Source organism: Bacillus sp. 204(2023), assembly GCF_037027505.1.
Taxonomy (GTDB): Bacteria; Bacillota; Bacilli; order Bacillales; family Bacillaceae; genus Bacillus; species Bacillus subtilis.
The window spans coordinates 1-13,726 of record NZ_JAXCHE010000009.1; the positions used below are offsets into that span (position 1 = coordinate 1).

Annotated in this window: 12 protein-coding genes, 10 tRNA genes, 1 pseudogene and 1 riboswitch; of the genes and pseudogenes, 19 read left to right on the top strand and 4 right to left on the bottom strand. The window is 44.9% G+C overall.

Annotated elements, in window-relative coordinates:
• Positions 1-51 precede the first annotated feature (51 nt).
• The 10 genes from WA279_RS16695 to WA279_RS16740 all read left to right on the top strand — a co-directional run bounded on the left by WA279_RS16695 (position 52) and on the right by WA279_RS16740 (position 1,216).
• Positions 52-127 (top strand) — tRNA-Phe (locus WA279_RS16695).
• Between the two features lie 5 nt (positions 128-132).
• A tRNA-Thr gene (locus WA279_RS16700) sits at positions 133-205 on the top strand.
• Between the two features lie 22 nt (positions 206-227).
• Positions 228-312, top strand: a tRNA-Tyr gene (locus tag WA279_RS16705).
• Between the two features lie 5 nt (positions 313-317).
• Positions 318-391: transfer RNA gene (locus WA279_RS16710), tRNA-Trp, on the top strand.
• Positions 392-415: 24 nt separating this feature from the next.
• A tRNA-His gene (locus WA279_RS16715) sits at positions 416-491 on the top strand.
• A 9-nt stretch (positions 492-500) separates the two neighbouring features.
• A tRNA-Gln gene (locus WA279_RS16720) sits at positions 501-572 on the top strand.
• A 49-nt stretch (positions 573-621) separates the two neighbouring features.
• Positions 622-696: transfer RNA gene (locus WA279_RS16725), tRNA-Gly, on the top strand.
• Positions 697-701: 5 nt separating this feature from the next.
• A tRNA-Cys gene (locus WA279_RS16730) sits at positions 702-772 on the top strand.
• A gap of 7 nt (positions 773-779) precedes the next feature.
• Positions 780-868 (top strand) — tRNA-Leu (locus tag WA279_RS16735).
• A gap of 266 nt (positions 869-1,134) precedes the next feature.
• Positions 1,135-1,216, top strand: a tRNA-Leu gene (locus WA279_RS16740).
• 78 nt (positions 1,217-1,294) lie between these two features.
• Here the strand turns inward: WA279_RS16740 and spo0M are convergent.
• The gene (gene spo0M, locus WA279_RS16745; RefSeq protein WP_003233481.1) at positions 1,295-2,071 is read right to left on the bottom strand and encodes a sporulation control protein Spo0M; all 777 of its coding nucleotides are present in this window, start codon (positions 2,069-2,071) and stop codon (positions 1,295-1,297) included.
• Between the two features lie 141 nt (positions 2,072-2,212).
• Between spo0M and WA279_RS16750 the strand changes: the two genes are divergently transcribed.
• Positions 2,213-2,416 (top strand): hypothetical protein, encoded by a 204-nt coding sequence (locus WA279_RS16750; protein WP_014479229.1) that lies wholly within the window; start codon positions 2,213-2,215, stop codon positions 2,414-2,416.
• Positions 2,417-2,500: 84 nt separating this feature from the next.
• On the opposite strand, the gene WA279_RS16755 is transcribed toward WA279_RS16750, so the two are convergent.
• Entirely contained in the window at positions 2,501-2,773 is a 273-nt protein-coding gene (locus WA279_RS16755) for a spore coat protein (protein ID WP_336156059.1), read from the bottom strand.
• 41 nt (positions 2,774-2,814) lie between these two features.
• Here WA279_RS16755 and WA279_RS16760 point away from each other — a divergent pair, with 41 nt between their 5' ends.
• Positions 2,815-3,507, top strand: coding sequence for a Type 1 glutamine amidotransferase-like domain-containing protein (locus WA279_RS16760; RefSeq protein WP_336156060.1), 693 nt, complete (start codon positions 2,815-2,817; stop codon positions 3,505-3,507).
• Positions 3,508-3,576: 69 nt separating this feature from the next.
• Positions 3,577-3,684, top strand: a riboswitch (TPP riboswitch).
• A 132-nt stretch (positions 3,685-3,816) separates the two neighbouring features.
• Positions 3,817-5,589, top strand: coding sequence for a phosphomethylpyrimidine synthase ThiC (gene thiC / locus WA279_RS16765; protein WP_336156061.1), 1,773 nt, complete (start codon positions 3,817-3,819; stop codon positions 5,587-5,589).
• 38 nt (positions 5,590-5,627) lie between these two features.
• Here the strand turns inward: thiC and WA279_RS16770 are convergent, their stop codons facing one another.
• On the bottom strand, positions 5,628-6,983 hold the full coding sequence (locus WA279_RS16770) for an FAD-binding oxidoreductase (RefSeq protein ID WP_336156062.1): 1,356 nt from the start codon (positions 6,981-6,983) through the stop codon (positions 5,628-5,630).
• A gap of 250 nt (positions 6,984-7,233) precedes the next feature.
• On the opposite strand from WA279_RS16770, the gene senS reads away from it, so the two are divergent.
• Positions 7,234-7,431 (top strand): transcriptional regulator SenS, encoded by a 198-nt coding sequence (senS, locus tag WA279_RS16775; RefSeq protein ID WP_015715547.1) that lies wholly within the window; start codon positions 7,234-7,236, stop codon positions 7,429-7,431.
• Positions 7,432-7,457: 26 nt separating this feature from the next.
• Here the strand turns inward: senS and katA are convergent, their stop codons facing one another.
• Positions 7,458-8,909 (bottom strand): catalase KatA, encoded by a 1,452-nt coding sequence (gene katA / locus WA279_RS16780; RefSeq protein ID WP_014476225.1) that lies wholly within the window; start codon positions 8,907-8,909, stop codon positions 7,458-7,460.
• Between the two features lie 406 nt (positions 8,910-9,315).
• On the opposite strand from katA, the gene WA279_RS16785 reads away from it, so the two are divergent.
• The 5 genes and pseudogenes from WA279_RS16785 to WA279_RS16805 all read left to right on the top strand — a co-directional run bounded on the left by WA279_RS16785 (position 9,316) and on the right by WA279_RS16805 (position 13,689).
• Positions 9,316-10,083, top strand: a complete 768-nt coding sequence (locus WA279_RS16785; protein WP_021479704.1) for an ABC transporter ATP-binding protein — start codon at positions 9,316-9,318, stop codon at positions 10,081-10,083.
• A gap of 17 nt (positions 10,084-10,100) precedes the next feature.
• Positions 10,101-11,099, top strand: coding sequence for an aliphatic sulfonate ABC transporter substrate-binding protein (locus WA279_RS16790; protein WP_024572624.1), 999 nt, complete (start codon positions 10,101-10,103; stop codon positions 11,097-11,099).
• The gene (locus tag WA279_RS16795) at positions 11,096-11,926 is read left to right on the top strand and encodes an ABC transporter permease (protein ID WP_336156064.1); all 831 of its coding nucleotides are present in this window, start codon (positions 11,096-11,098) and stop codon (positions 11,924-11,926) included. Before WA279_RS16790 ends, WA279_RS16795 begins: the two co-directional genes overlap by 4 nt.
• 22 nt (positions 11,927-11,948) lie before the next feature.
• A complete protein-coding gene (ssuD, locus tag WA279_RS16800) occupies positions 11,949-13,079 on the top strand; it encodes an FMNH2-dependent alkanesulfonate monooxygenase (protein WP_134154994.1) in 1,131 nt (376 codons plus the stop codon).
• A 104-nt stretch (positions 13,080-13,183) separates the two neighbouring features.
• Positions 13,184-13,689: pseudogene (locus tag WA279_RS16805) on the top strand (hypothetical protein).
• The last annotated feature ends 37 nt before the right edge of the window (positions 13,690-13,726 follow it).

Consider the following 13,726-nt stretch of genomic DNA (forward strand, 5'->3'; position numbering starts at 1 on the left):
CGCAGGAGGTCGCGGGTTCGAGTCCCGTCCGGACCGCCATTTAAATACTTAGGCTCGGTAGCTCAGTTGGTAGAGCAACGGACTGAAAATCCGTGTGTCGGCGGTTCGATTCCGTCCCGAGCCACCACCTATGCCGGTGTAGCTCAATTGGTAGAGCAACTGACTTGTAATCAGTAGGTTGGGGGTTCAAGTCCTCTTGCCGGCACTGTTTTTTCAAAATTTAATGTGGAGGGGTAGCGAAGTGGCTAAACGCGGCGGACTGTAAATCCGCTCCCTCAGGGTTCGGCAGTTCGAATCTGCCCCCCTCCACCATTTATAGGGGCATAGTTTAACGGTAGAACAGAGGTCTCCAAAACCTCCGGTGTGGGTTCGATTCCTACTGCCCCTGCCAAATTTATGACATCTTGAGATTATGGCGGTTGTGGCGAAGTGGTTAACGCACCAGATTGTGGCTCTGGCACTCGTGGGTTCGATTCCCATCAATCGCCCCATATTATCATTGGGCTATAGCCAAGCGGTAAGGCAACGGACTTTGACTCCGTCATGCGTTGGTTCGAATCCAGCTAGCCCAGTCTCACTTTTTATATCAACTGCATATAATGTATTAAGTCCATTAAAAATGCGGAAGTAGTTCAGTGGTAGAACACCACCTTGCCAAGGTGGGGGTCGCGGGTTCGAATCCCGTCTTCCGCTCCAATTACGGCGGCATAGCCAAGTGGTAAGGCAGAGGTCTGCAAAACCTTTATCCCCGGTTCGAATCCGGGTGTCGCCTTCTTATTGCCGGGGTGGTGGAATTGGCAGACACACAGGACTTAAAATCCTGCGGTAGGTGACTACCGTGCCGGTTCAAGTCCGGCCCTCGGCACCAATTTTACTTACATGGTAAGTTGAATTGGTGTTTGTGTTTTATCATTATAACTAATTATATTAATGATCTACTTATGTAGATCATTTTTTTAATGCTTTGATTTATCATAACAAGTTAAGTTCCGATGCCTATTATAAAGCGGCTGTATAGCTAGTCTTTCAACACTTTTATTTTATATTTCCATAAAAACTTTTTTTGAAATACGTTGACACTTTATGAGATCCATGATATATTTATATTCGTCGGTTAGATACGACGTAAAACTTGCCGGTGTGGCGGAATTGGCAGACGCGCACGACTCAAAATCGTGTTCCTTCTGGAGTGTCGGTTCGACCCCGACCACCGGTATACTGAAAAACCCGTTTCTTAATAGAAACGGGTTTTTATTTTTTATTAAAGAAAAGGAGCCGAGGCTCCTTTTTATACTTACTCAGCGTATTGATCTAGGATCTCTTCTAGCACCTCTTCTAGCTCTTCGGTATCTTCAAGCTCTGATTGGCTGAAACGGACGCGTACAAGCTGTTCTCCGTCATTATACATCTCTTCCAGCCACCCTCGGAGTCCTCTTGCCCTGCGGTCGACTTCGAAAATGATTTCCAAACCGTCTTCGTCTAAAAGGAAAATGAGCTCTAATTCATCAAGCATCTGACGATAATATCCGGAAGTCGGAACGAATTCGAATTCTTGAACGAACGGAAGACGACGCTGGAAGTAGGGCGCTTGTTCGCAGTCTGCTTCGTTAAGACGGAAGCCCAGGTTTTCGATTGCTTCAAGCACATTTTCAATCCAAGGGTGTGCTTCAACGAAAATGCGGTCATGATCGGATTTATCGATACCGCCTTGAATGTCAAGGTCTGTCACCACGGCAACCTCTACTTTCCCTACAGTGATCGGCGTATCTAGAGGCAGAGTGAATGTGAACGGAAATTGATGCTCTTCACCAGGCTGTATGGTAAATGAACCAGTGACCCGGAAAGAATGAATTGTAGCGTATTTCCGGTGCTCTTCATCGTCTTTTACAATGACATACCGTGTGCTAAGCTGTAAATCGATATAACGGATGTCCTGAGCGATTTTTCCGCCTTTGACATGTACCGTTCCCTGTACTTCTTCTCCTGGAAAATATGCGTCTTTTTCTAAAATTGTATCTACTTTTGCAGCTCCAATTCCGGCACTTGCCGCAAGCTTCTTAAAAAATGACATGTTAGATCTTCCCCTTTTTCTTTTTTCTCAACAGATATACGTAAGAAGGAGGAAAAAAGATTCATCTGATTCATACTTTTTTCCTATTATTCGTCTCGGCCTAGGGACAGACTAAGAATAATATTGAAAATAAAGGAGTGGATGGAAGTGAATAAAGAAAGTTTGGTTGCAGATGAATTACACAGAATGTTTTTGGCTGGTGAGCTGCAAATCACAGTAGAGGAGGATATAAACAATATTTCCGAAAGGCTGAGAAACGGCGATCTCAGTTTAGACCGATTAAGCGGTGAAGACGCGTTTATAAAAGAAACGGTAAATGAGGCTTTAAGAAGAGTGGAGCAATAAAAAAGAGACGGCATCTCATCTTTGAGATCCCGTCTCTTTTTGTGGTCTTTGCTGTAAGATAAAAGCGAATCGATTTGGAATTGCTCACCCGAGCCATCCCTTTTCTAACAGAAGATCTGACAGTTCATCATGGAGATATACAGTTGTATCTAATTGATCATGCAATGCTCTTCTGATGTGGGGATTTTCGGCTTCTGTTATTGCGACAGTGTATTTGTTAATGCTGGTTTTTATTGTTGTTAACAAATCAAGTATATCTTTGAGACAAAGACTTTGTTCAATGGGAAACCACCTCCTTTGTTTTTTTAGCAGCTCCTGATAAGAAAGTATTTGACTTTGTTTCTTGCTTCTATACAAAATGCTATAATAAGCAACAAATTTTGTTGGGGGGTGTGATGATGAAGCAGATTATTGCGATGGGGGGCGGGGGTTTTTCGATGGAGCCGGATAATTTGTCCCTCGATCAATATATCCTCAATCAATCAAAACGAGAGCAGCCTCGTATTTGTTTTTTGCCGACGGCGAGCGGAGATTCCCAAAATTATATTCAGCGGTTTTATCATGCATTTCAAACACTGGATTGTGTGCCGTCTCACTTATCTTTGTTTAAGCCGCCATCAACAGATTTAGCTTCTTTTGTTATGGACATGGACGTGATTTATGTTGGCGGGGGAAATACGCGGAATTTACTTGTGTTATGGAAAGAGTGGGGGCTGGATCATATTCTCAGGGAAGCATGGAAGAACGGTGTGGTTTTAGCTGGATTAAGTGCCGGTGCGATCTGCTGGTTTGAAGAAGGGGTGACGGATTCAGTCGGACCGCTGACAAGTTTGAAAAGTTTAGGTTTTTTGCAAGGGAGCTTTTGTCCCCATTATGACGGGGAAAAGGATCGGAGACCGGCATACCACCAGCTGATATCTAACAAGTTCTTATGCAGTGGCTATGCAGCGGATGATGGGGCTGGTCTCCATTTCATAAATGATCAGCTGTTTCAGACTGTGAGTTCAAGGTCGGGTGCAAAGGCATATCGGGTGATGATGGCTGAACATGAAATAGCTGAAATCCCGTTGCCGGTCAAATATTTAGGGTGAAATTGGCTGAATATTATCTATATTCCTCTTTTTTTCAGATTGGTTTTATGTTAAGATGAGGGCGAAATCAATAGTTACTGGGGGTGCCCGCTTTCGGGCTGAGAGAGAAGGTAAGCTTCTTAACCCTTTGGACCTGATCTGGTTCGTACCAGCGTGGGGAAGTAGAGGAATTGTTTTTGTTATTGTCTTGCTGGGCAATAATATGTTTCTTTCTGACTGTAACCGGGTTCATTTATATGGATCCGGTTTTTTGTGCTGGTTATGGGCTTGATTTTGTCCTTTCAAACGTAGAGAGGGGAAGGAAAAGTAATGCAAAACAATTCAGTGCAGCAAGCCAACATTTCCATTATGTCAAGTTTTTCAGGTAGCAAGAAGGTATACGTGGAGGGTTCTTCTTCGGACATCCAAGTGCCGATGAGGGAGATCCTATTGAGTCCGACGACGGGATCGTTCGGCGAAGAGGAAAACGCGCCTGTGCGTGTCTATGATACAAGCGGACCGTATACGGACCCTGAAGTAACCATTAATATTCAAGAAGGATTAAAGCCGCTCCGCCAAAAATGGATCACAGAGCGCGGTGACGTGGAAGAGTATGAAGGTCGGGCTATAAAACCAGAAGATAACGGTTATAAAAAAGCAAATCCAAACGTAAGCTACCCAGGATTAAAGCGGAAACCGCTGAGGGCGATGGCAGGTCAAAATGTCACACAAATGCACTATGCAAAAAAGGGGATCATTACACCTGAGATGGAATTTATCGCCATTCGTGAGCATGTGTCTCCTGAATTCGTCAGAGACGAGGTAGCCAGCGGCCGGGCGATTATTCCTTCAAACATTAATCACCCTGAAAGTGAGCCAATGATTATCGGCCGGAATTTTCATGTGAAGATTAATGCAAATATCGGGAATTCAGCGGTTACGTCATCTATTGAAGAAGAAGTGGAAAAAATGACGTGGGCCATCCGCTGGGGAGCGGATACGATGATGGATCTCTCTACCGGAAAAGATATTCATACGACGCGTGAATGGATTATCCGCAATTGCCCCGTGCCTGTGGGAACTGTTCCGATTTATCAGGCGCTTGAAAAAGTAAACGGCGTAGCGGAGGATTTAACGTGGGAGATTTATCGTGATACGCTAATCGAACAGGCAGAGCAGGGAGTGGATTATTTTACGATTCACGCGGGTGTTTTGCTTAGGTATGTACCGCTGACTGCCAAACGGACAACTGGTATTGTGTCACGCGGGGGAGCGATTATGGCGCAGTGGTGTCTGGCTCATCATCAAGAAAGCTTTTTATACACACATTTTGAAGAAATCTGTGAGATTATGAAAACGTATGATATTGCTTTCTCTCTTGGGGATGGTTTGCGTCCTGGATCAATTGCTGATGCCAATGACGAAGCGCAGTTTGCTGAATTAGAGACGCTTGGAGAGCTGACGCAAATTGCCTGGAAGCATGATGTTCAGGTGATGATTGAGGGTCCTGGACATGTTCCGATGCATAAAATCAAAGAGAACGTCGATAAACAAATGGACATTTGTAAAGAAGCGCCTTTTTACACATTGGGGCCGTTGACAACGGATATTGCTCCGGGATATGACCATATTACTTCAGCGATCGGAGCGGCGATGATCGGTTGGTACGGGACAGCAATGCTTTGTTATGTAACGCCGAAGGAGCATTTAGGGCTGCCAAACCGTGATGATGTTCGTGAAGGAGTCATTACATATAAGATCGCTGCGCACGCTGCGGACCTTGCAAAAGGGCATCCCGGAGCGCAAATCCGGGATGATGCGTTATCGAAAGCCCGTTTTGAATTCCGCTGGCGGGATCAGTTTAATTTATCTCTTGATCCGGAGAGAGCCCTTGAATACCATGATGAAACCCTGCCTGCTGAAGGAGCAAAAACCGCTCACTTTTGTTCCATGTGCGGTCCGAAATTTTGCAGCATGAGAATTTCACAGGATATTCGGGATTATGCGAAGAAAAACGATCTCAGTGAAGCAGAAGCCATAAATAAAGGATTAAAAGAAAAAGCAAAAGAGTTTGTCGATACGGGAAGCAATTTATATCAATAAAAAAAATGAAGATGGAGAATGCTCCATCTTCATTTTTTTTAGAAAAACAGAGAGCGCCGAAGCGGCGGAATACTCTGTTCAAAGCGGAAAACATTTTCTGGATCATATTTCGTTTTGACACGGCGGAGTCGTTCAACGTTTTCGCCGTAATATGTTCTTGGCCAGTTTCTGATTTCGATATCTGGCCAATTTACGTAGTCTCCCATTGTTTCTCTCGAAAGGGACGTTCTCAGCCCCTCAATCCAGCGGACGTTTTGTCTTTTTTCTCCAGGGGATGTCCAGTTTGTTAAGTATTCCTGGGCAATGATTGCGTCACGATAATAAAATGCCGTTTGGTCGGGAGTGATCCGTCCGGCTGCCCCGCCGAGTGCTTGCTGCCAGACACTGGCGTTTTGATTCGGAGCGTGCTCTAAAAAGTGTTTTATTGTTGAAATCGCACGTTCTGATAATGGCTTTTCAATGAAAGAGCCGGAGCGTTTCATTTTTTGAGGCTGATTGCCTCCCGGGCTGTTAAAAAAGGTTACCGCTTCGATGAACGGCATTGTTTTTATCATTCCGCTTGTTGGGCTTCCTGCTTTCAATAAAGGCTTTAACAGTTTTTTTAACTCTGTTTTTGGCCCGACAAATTGGCCGAGGGCTTCTATGCGGTTTACTTCTTTAGGCCAAAACTCTATTGATGATGTAAGCCGGTCATCTGTATACGGGGCCCAGTGCTGCCACGTGTTAAATACTTCCTCAAAATCATCCCATCCCCATGTTATAGAAAAAATCGACACTTGAGAGATGGGCACTGCTTTAAATGTCATGGAGGTGACTATGCCGAAATTGCCTCCTCCGCCTCCCTGAGACGCCCAAAATAAGTCTGGATGATTTGAACAGCTGACTGTAATTAGATCAGCGCCCTCTTTTTCGTCTGCTACGATCATCTCAAGCTGCACGAGGCTGTCGCAAGTAAGGCCGGCAGCCCTTGTTAAAAGTCCAATTCCCCCTCCGAGAGTTAAACCTGTGAGCCCTACATTAGCAATGGTGCCTGCGGGAAGCGTCAGGCCGTATTGCCAGAGTGTCCGATAGACTTCTCCCAATTCAGCCCCCGCTTCAATATAGGCCAGCTTTTTATCCTGATTCACAGTTATTTTTTTCATCTCGCTTAAATCAATAACAAGACCGTTATTTAAAAGGGAAAAGTTCTCATAGCTGTGTCTGCCGCCTCTAATACGGAAAGGCACACGGTTTTCACGCGCCCATTTCAGCGCATTGAGTGCATCCTGTTTGTTTTGGCAAAACACAATGATGTCAGGATACCTTTCTAAGCTTAGGTTAATATTGGTTCTTGCTTCGTTATAGTCCGGATCATCCCGTGTCACGATACGTCCGGTCAATTTTGTCTTTTCCACACTCCCACATCTCTTTCTCTCGTATTCTAGTTTCTCTAGCTTATGCGTCAAGGGAAAAGAGTGTATAAGGAAAAAGCGGGGATGCAATCTGATACAGTGTCAACTCCCTTAAAAAATAGTTGACAGGTCGGTATTGTATGAATTAACATGGTCAGTACAAATTTTTCAAATTTATCGCGCTGATCGGAACACCGAAGGCTCTTATCGTTTAGATAAGGGCCTTTTTTGTATGAAAAAGGAGGGATTATTGATGGGAGTCAAAAAAGAAAAGGGGAGAAAACGATTCAGGAAGCGAAAAACCTACGGGAATCAGATTTTGCCGCTTGAGCTGCTGATTGAAAAAAACAAACGAGAGATTATAAACAACGCGGAGCTCATGGAAGAAATTTATATGAAGATTGATGAGAAGCATACGCAATGTGTAACTAAATATAAAAAAACCCGCTGACTACAGCGGGTTTTTGCATTTCTACATTAAGCATCTTTTTTAATCGGCAATCCAAGGCCTTCTGCCACGCGTTTTCCGTATTCAGGATCCGCTTTGTAGAAGTGCTCGATTTGGCGCAGCTTGATTTCTTCTTTTTCTACCGGCTTCATAGCATTAACGATATTTTCAACAAGGCGGGTACGTTCATCTTCACTCATTAAACGATACAGATCACCGGCTTGAGTATAGTGATCGTTGTGATCGTAGCTTACGCTGTCAGCGATACCTTGTACCGGATATGCTGCTTGCTTATCTTCAGGTGACTCTTTTGGACCGCCGAAGCTGTTAGGCTCGTAATACACAGATCCGCCGCCGTTATCGTCAAAGCGCATTTGTCCATCACGCTGATAATTGTTTACTTTGTTGCGTGCGCGGTTGATTGGCAGCGCTTGATGGTTTGCACCGACACGGTAGCGGTGTGCATCATGATAAGCAAAAAGTCGGCCTTGAAGCATTTTATCTGGTGAAACATCAATACCAGGCACGAGGGTTCCAGGTGAAAATGTCGCTTGTTCTACCTCTGCAAAGTAGTTTTCCGGATTTCTGTCTAGAACCATGCGTCCGACCTCGATTAACGGGTAGTCTTTTTGAGACCAAACTTTTGTGACATCAAACGGATCGAAACGATACGTATTTGCATCTTCTAAAGGCATGATTTGCACATATAGTTTCCATGCAGGATAATCACCGTTTTCGATTGCGTTGAAAAGGTCTTCTGTATGGTAATCAGGGTTTTCACCGGCAATTTTTGCTGCCGTATTGACATCAAGGTTTTTCACGCCTTGTTCTGTTTTAAAGTGATATTTAATCCATACGCCTTCACCTTCGGCATTTGTCCATTTGAATGTATGGCTTCCGAAGCCGTGCATGTGGCGAAGTGTTGCAGGAATTCCGCGGTCAGACATCAGGATTGTCACTTGGTGAAGTGACTCTGGTGAAAGTGACCAGAAATCCCATACAGCCGTAGGGTTTTTTAGATGTGTTTTTGGATCTCTTTTTTGTGTATGGATAAAATCAGGGAACTTAATCGCATCGCGGATAAAGAATACAGGCGTATTGTTGCCGACGATGTCGTAGTTTCCTTCTTCAGTATAAAATTTAACAGCAAATCCGCGCGGATCGCGAACTGTGTCAGCAGAGCCAAGTTCACCGGCAACTGTTGAGAAACGGATGAACAACGGTGTGCGTTTGCCGACTTCAGAAAGGAAAGCGGCTTTCGTGTATTTTGTTACGTCGTTTGTCACTTCAAAATATCCGTGTGCGCCTGCTCCTTTGGCGTGAACAACACGTTCAGGAACACGTTCTCGGTTGAAATGGGCCAATTTTTCGAGTAAATGTACATCTTGAATTAAAGTTGGTCCGCGAGAACCGGCAGTCATTGAGTTTTGATTATCTCCAACCGGAGCGCCCCAGCTAGTTGTCAGTTTATTTGAACTCATGTTATCACCTCTTGGAATTTATAAGAACATAATATCATCTCTAAGTAAAAAGTCAATATTATTTTATAATTATTATAAAATAGTTATCTCTATTAATCGATATCTAGTATCGAAAGTGTTGAAAAACCTTGTTGTAACAGCTTTTTATGACACTTAATAATTTTTGGAGAAATAATTTTTCCTTCTCTATTTGCGAAACAAGCAGAGTAAGTGATAAACAAGGATATCAAAAATCGTATTTAAAAAAGAGTTGACATATCGGAATAATTTGAATTAACATGTTATTCAAACAAAAAAACAATTGGGCAGCTGATCGGACCGCCGAAGGCTCTCATCTCTACAAGAACAGAGATGGGGGCCTTTTTGTTTTTTTGAAGGCGGGGTTGGCAGAAAGAGAGGGATAAAAGTGGCTGTGACCATCAGCATCAAAGAAAAGGCATTTGTTCAAGAGGGCCGCAAAAACACGGTCTTAGAGAACATAGAATTATCAATCGCACCAGGCGAATTTCTAACGCTTATCGGACCGAGCGGTTGCGGAAAAAGCACCCTGTTAAAGATTATTGCAGGGCTTGATTCTGAATATGACGGGAGTGTGGAAATTAACGGCCGCAGCGTAACAGCTCCGGGTATTCAGCAAGGATTTATTTTTCAGGAACACCGCCTCTTTCCTTGGCTGACTGTTGAGCAGAATATTGCAGCCGACTTGAATTTGAAGGACCCAAAAGTCAAACAAAAGGTGGATGAACTGATCGAGATTGTCAGATTGAAAGGATCGGAAAAAGCATATCCGCGCGAGCTGTCAGGCGGCATGTCACAAAGAGTAGCCATCGCCCGGGCCCTTCTGCGGGAGCCTGAGGTGCTGCTTTTAGATGAACCGTTTGGTGCACTCGACGCTTTTACAAGAAAACACCTGCAGGACGTGCTGCTGGATATATGGAGGAGGAAAAAAACAACGATGATTCTCGTGACTCATGATATAGATGAATCTGTTTATTTAGGAAATGAGCTTGCGATCCTTAAGGCCAAACCGGGGAAAATCCATAAGCTGATGCCCATTCACCTGGCGTATCCGCGGAACCGGACGACTCCGGATTTCCAAGCGATCAGACAGAGAGTGCTGTCGGAATTCGAGAAAACAGAAGATTTGGAATACGCAGAAGGATCAGGGATATAGAAAGGGCGGAAGCGGAAATGAAAAAAGGACTCATTGTATTGGTTGCCGTTATTTTTCTGCTCGCAGGCTGTGGAGCAAATGGAGCCAGCGGTGACCACAAACAATTGAAGGAAATTCGTATTGGTATTCAGCAAAGCTTAAGCCCGCTTTTGATCGCAAAGGAGAAAGGCTGGTTCGAAGATGCATTTGAAAAAGAAGGCATCAAAGTGAAATGGGTGGAGTTTCAAAGCGGTCCGCCCCAATTTGAAGGCCTTGCGGCAGACAAACTTGATTTTTCTCAAGTCGGTAATTCGCCTGTGATCGCTGGACAGGCGGCAGGCATTGACTTTAAAGAAATCGGTTTGTCTCAGGACGGCTTGAAAGCAAACGGCATCCTTGTCAATCAAAACAGCGGCATTCAAGACGTTAAGGACTTAAAGGGGAAGAAAATTGCAGTCGCCAAAGGCAGCAGCGGGTTTGATTTTTTGTATAAAGCGCTTGATCAAGTGGGGTTGTCAGCTAACGATGTGACAATTATTCAGCTTCAGCCTGATGAAGCAGCTTCCGCATTCGAAAACGGATCCGTTGATGCCTGGTCCATTTGGGAGCCGTACTTGTCCTTAGAAACAATGAAACACGGAGCAAAAATCCTTGTGAACGGAGAAAGCACAGATTTATATTCACCAGGTTTTACTTTAGTAAGAACAAAGTTTTCAGAAGAGCATCCAGACGAAGTGGTCCGTTTTCTGAAGGTGTTTAATAAAGCCGTTGTATGGCAAAAGGAACATCTGGATGAAGCAGCGGACTTATATTCTGACATTAAAGATCTCGATAAAAAGGTCGTCGAAAATGTGCTGAAAAATACTGAGCCACTTAATGAGGTCATCAGTGACGACATTGTGAAAGCGCAGCAGGAAACAGCAGATTTTCAATTTCGAACAAAGGCGATAGATAAGAAGATTGATGTGAAGGATGTTGTCGATAACACTTTTATCAAAAAAGCATTAAAGGAACATTCCTCAGGAGGTGATCAATGATGAAAGCAGAGGCTGCGGGCTCGCTGCCCAAAACGAATGCGGAAGCGGTGCGAAAAAAGCCCGGAAGGAAGAGATACGGCTGGATGAAGGGGCTTTTACTGCCCGCTGTCATCATTGCCATCTGGCAGATCATCGGCGGGCTGGGAGTTGTGTCCGCTACAGTGCTGCCTACACCTGTTACGATTGTTCTGACCTTTAAGGAGCTTATTTTGTCCGGCGAACTGTTCGGCCATCTGCAAATCAGCATTTATCGGGCGGCGCTTGGTTTTTTGCTTGGCACGGGACTTGGATTGATGATCGGGATTTTGGCCGGATTCTCCAAACGGACGGAGCTGTATCTTGATCCGTCGTTGCAAATGCTTAGAACCGTACCTCATCTGGCCGTCACGCCGCTGTTTATTTTATGGTTCGGATTTGACGAAGTATCTAAAATTTTGCTAATTGCGCTCGGTGCCTTCTTTCCTGTCTATATCAATACGTTTAACGGCATCCGCGGGGTTGACGCGAAGCTGTTTGAAGTCGCCCGGGTGCTTGAATTTAAATGGCACCAGCAGATATCCAAAGTGATATTGCCGGCAGCCCTGCCCAATATATTGCTAGGCATTCGCTTATCGCTCGGCATTGCATGGCTCGGGCTCGTTGTGGCAGAGCTGATGGGCTCAAGCTCGGGAGTCGGCTATATGATCATGGATGCGAGACAGTTTTCACAAACGAATAAAGTCTTTGCAGGAATTATCATTTTTGCAGTGGTTGGAAAGCTGACGGATTCCTTCGTCAGGCTGCTTGAACGAAAGTTGTTAAAGTGGAGAAACAGCTACGAAGGATAAAAGATATAAAGGGGAGATGAATATGGAGATTCTTTGGTTTATACCGACTCATGGAGACGCGAGATATTTAGGATCTGAAAGTGATGGACGGACTGCGGATCATCTTTACTTTAAACAAGTCGCGCAGGCGGCAGACAGGCTGGGATATACAGGAGTTCTTCTGCCAACGGGAAGATCGTGCGAGGACCCGTGGCTTACAGCGTCGGCACTGGCAGGAGAAACAAAGGACTTAAAGTTTTTAGTCGCGGTAAGACCTGGTTTAATGCAGCCTTCTCTGGCAGCCAGAATGACATCCACCCTAGACCGCATTTCAGACGGCCGGCTGCTGATCAACGTTGTGGCAGGGGGCGATCCGTATGAGCTGGCAGGCGATGGCCTGTTTATCAGCCATGATGAGCGCTACGAAGCAACAGACGAATTTTTAACCGTTTGGCGGAGACTTTTGCAGGGAGAAACGGTTTCCTATGAAGGAAAGCATATAAAAGTGGAAAACAGCAATCTGCTTTTCCCGCCGCAGCAAGAGCCGCATCCGCCCATCTATTTCGGCGGTTCGTCACAGGCTGGGATTGAAGCTGCCGCAAAGCATACAGACGTGTACTTGACATGGGGTGAGCCGCCTGAACAAGTAAAAGAAAAGATAGAAAGAGTCAAAAAGCAAGCGGCAAAAGAAGGGAGATCCGTTCGATTTGGCATTAGGCTGCATGTCATTGCCCGTGAAACTGAACAAGAGGCATGGGAAGCGGCAGAGCGCTTGATCAGCCACTTGGATGATGACACCATTGCCAAAGCGCAGGCAGCTTTGAGCCGTTACGACTCTTCAGGCCAGCAGCGGATGGCCGTCCTTCATCACGGCGATCGGACGAAGCTTGAAATCAGCCCGAATCTGTGGGCGGGGATCGGCCTGGTCAGAGGAGGGGCAGGAACAGCTCTTGTCGGTGATCCGCAGACGATTGCCGACAGGATAGCGGAGTACCAGGCACTCGGCATAGAATCGTTTATATTCTCCGGCTATCCGCATTTAGAAGAAGCGTATTATTTTGCAGAGCTTGTATTTCCGCTTTTGCCGTTTGAAAATGATCGGACGAGAAAGCTTCAGAACAAAAGGGGAGAAGCGGTAGGAAACACTTATTTTGTCAAAGAGAAAAATGCATGAGTTTAACTAAAATACAGCCCCCCCGAACATGGTATGATATTCAAAAAAAGGGGGCTTTTTTTCTGAAAACATTGAGAAGCGCGGCAGTCATTTGCCTCATAGCTATGCTGTCTGCATGCGGACATTCAAAACAGATGGAAATCAAAGCGGCGGACATATCAGATCTTGAAAAAAACAGAATGGATGTCGCAGCTTCACAGGCATTCACTGCCGAAGCCGTCAATATCGGTGAAGGTATTTCTTCAGCTGACATGTACATCGAACATTATCAAAAGGGAAAGCTTGTTGAGAGGTTTGGACCGGTTCGTGCAGATTATTCAGAGGAAAAACCCGATACCATACAATTTGTTTATTTTGAGAATGAAGAGGGGGAAGGAAAGTGGATAAACAGGGAAATATAGCGGCTGATTCATCGGTGAAACGCGACGATAGCACAACACAGGAAATGACTCAGAATATTTCATCGCCGGAACCGATTACTTTCGAGAAGCCTGCTTTGATCGGCAGCAGTATTAGAGGGACTGACGAGACAATGCACACCTCTGAACATAAAAAAGAGCTCATTAAGCATCAAGATGCGTTACTGTATTATGTGGAATTGCATCATTAAAATGGGCGGCTTCAGGACGTCTGTTTTACAAAGCGGT

Bases quoted from the DNA above. Each gene is read 5' to 3' on its own strand.
- spo0M (WP_003233481.1), bottom strand. From the start codon at position 2,071: ATGTCATTTTTTAAGAAGCTTGCGGCAAGTGCCGGAATTGGAGCTGCA.
- WA279_RS16750 (WP_014479229.1), top strand. From the start codon at position 2,213: ATGGAAGTGAATAAAGAAAGTTTGGTTGCAGATGAATTACACAGAATG.
- WA279_RS16760 (WP_336156060.1), top strand. From the start codon at position 2,815: ATGAAGCAGATTATTGCGATGGGGGGCGGGGGTTTTTCGATGGAGCCG.
- thiC (WP_336156061.1), top strand. From the start codon at position 3,817: ATGCAAAACAATTCAGTGCAGCAAGCCAACATTTCCATTATGTCAAGT.
- senS (WP_015715547.1), top strand. From the start codon at position 7,234: ATGGGAGTCAAAAAAGAAAAGGGGAGAAAACGATTCAGGAAGCGAAAA.
- katA (WP_014476225.1), bottom strand. From the start codon at position 8,909: ATGAGTTCAAATAAACTGACAACTAGCTGGGGCGCTCCGGTTGGAGAT.
- WA279_RS16790 (WP_024572624.1), top strand. From the start codon at position 10,101: ATGAAAAAAGGACTCATTGTATTGGTTGCCGTTATTTTTCTGCTCGCA.
- WA279_RS16795 (WP_336156064.1), top strand. From the start codon at position 11,096: ATGATGAAAGCAGAGGCTGCGGGCTCGCTGCCCAAAACGAATGCGGAA.
- ssuD (WP_134154994.1), top strand. From the start codon at position 11,949: ATGGAGATTCTTTGGTTTATACCGACTCATGGAGACGCGAGATATTTA.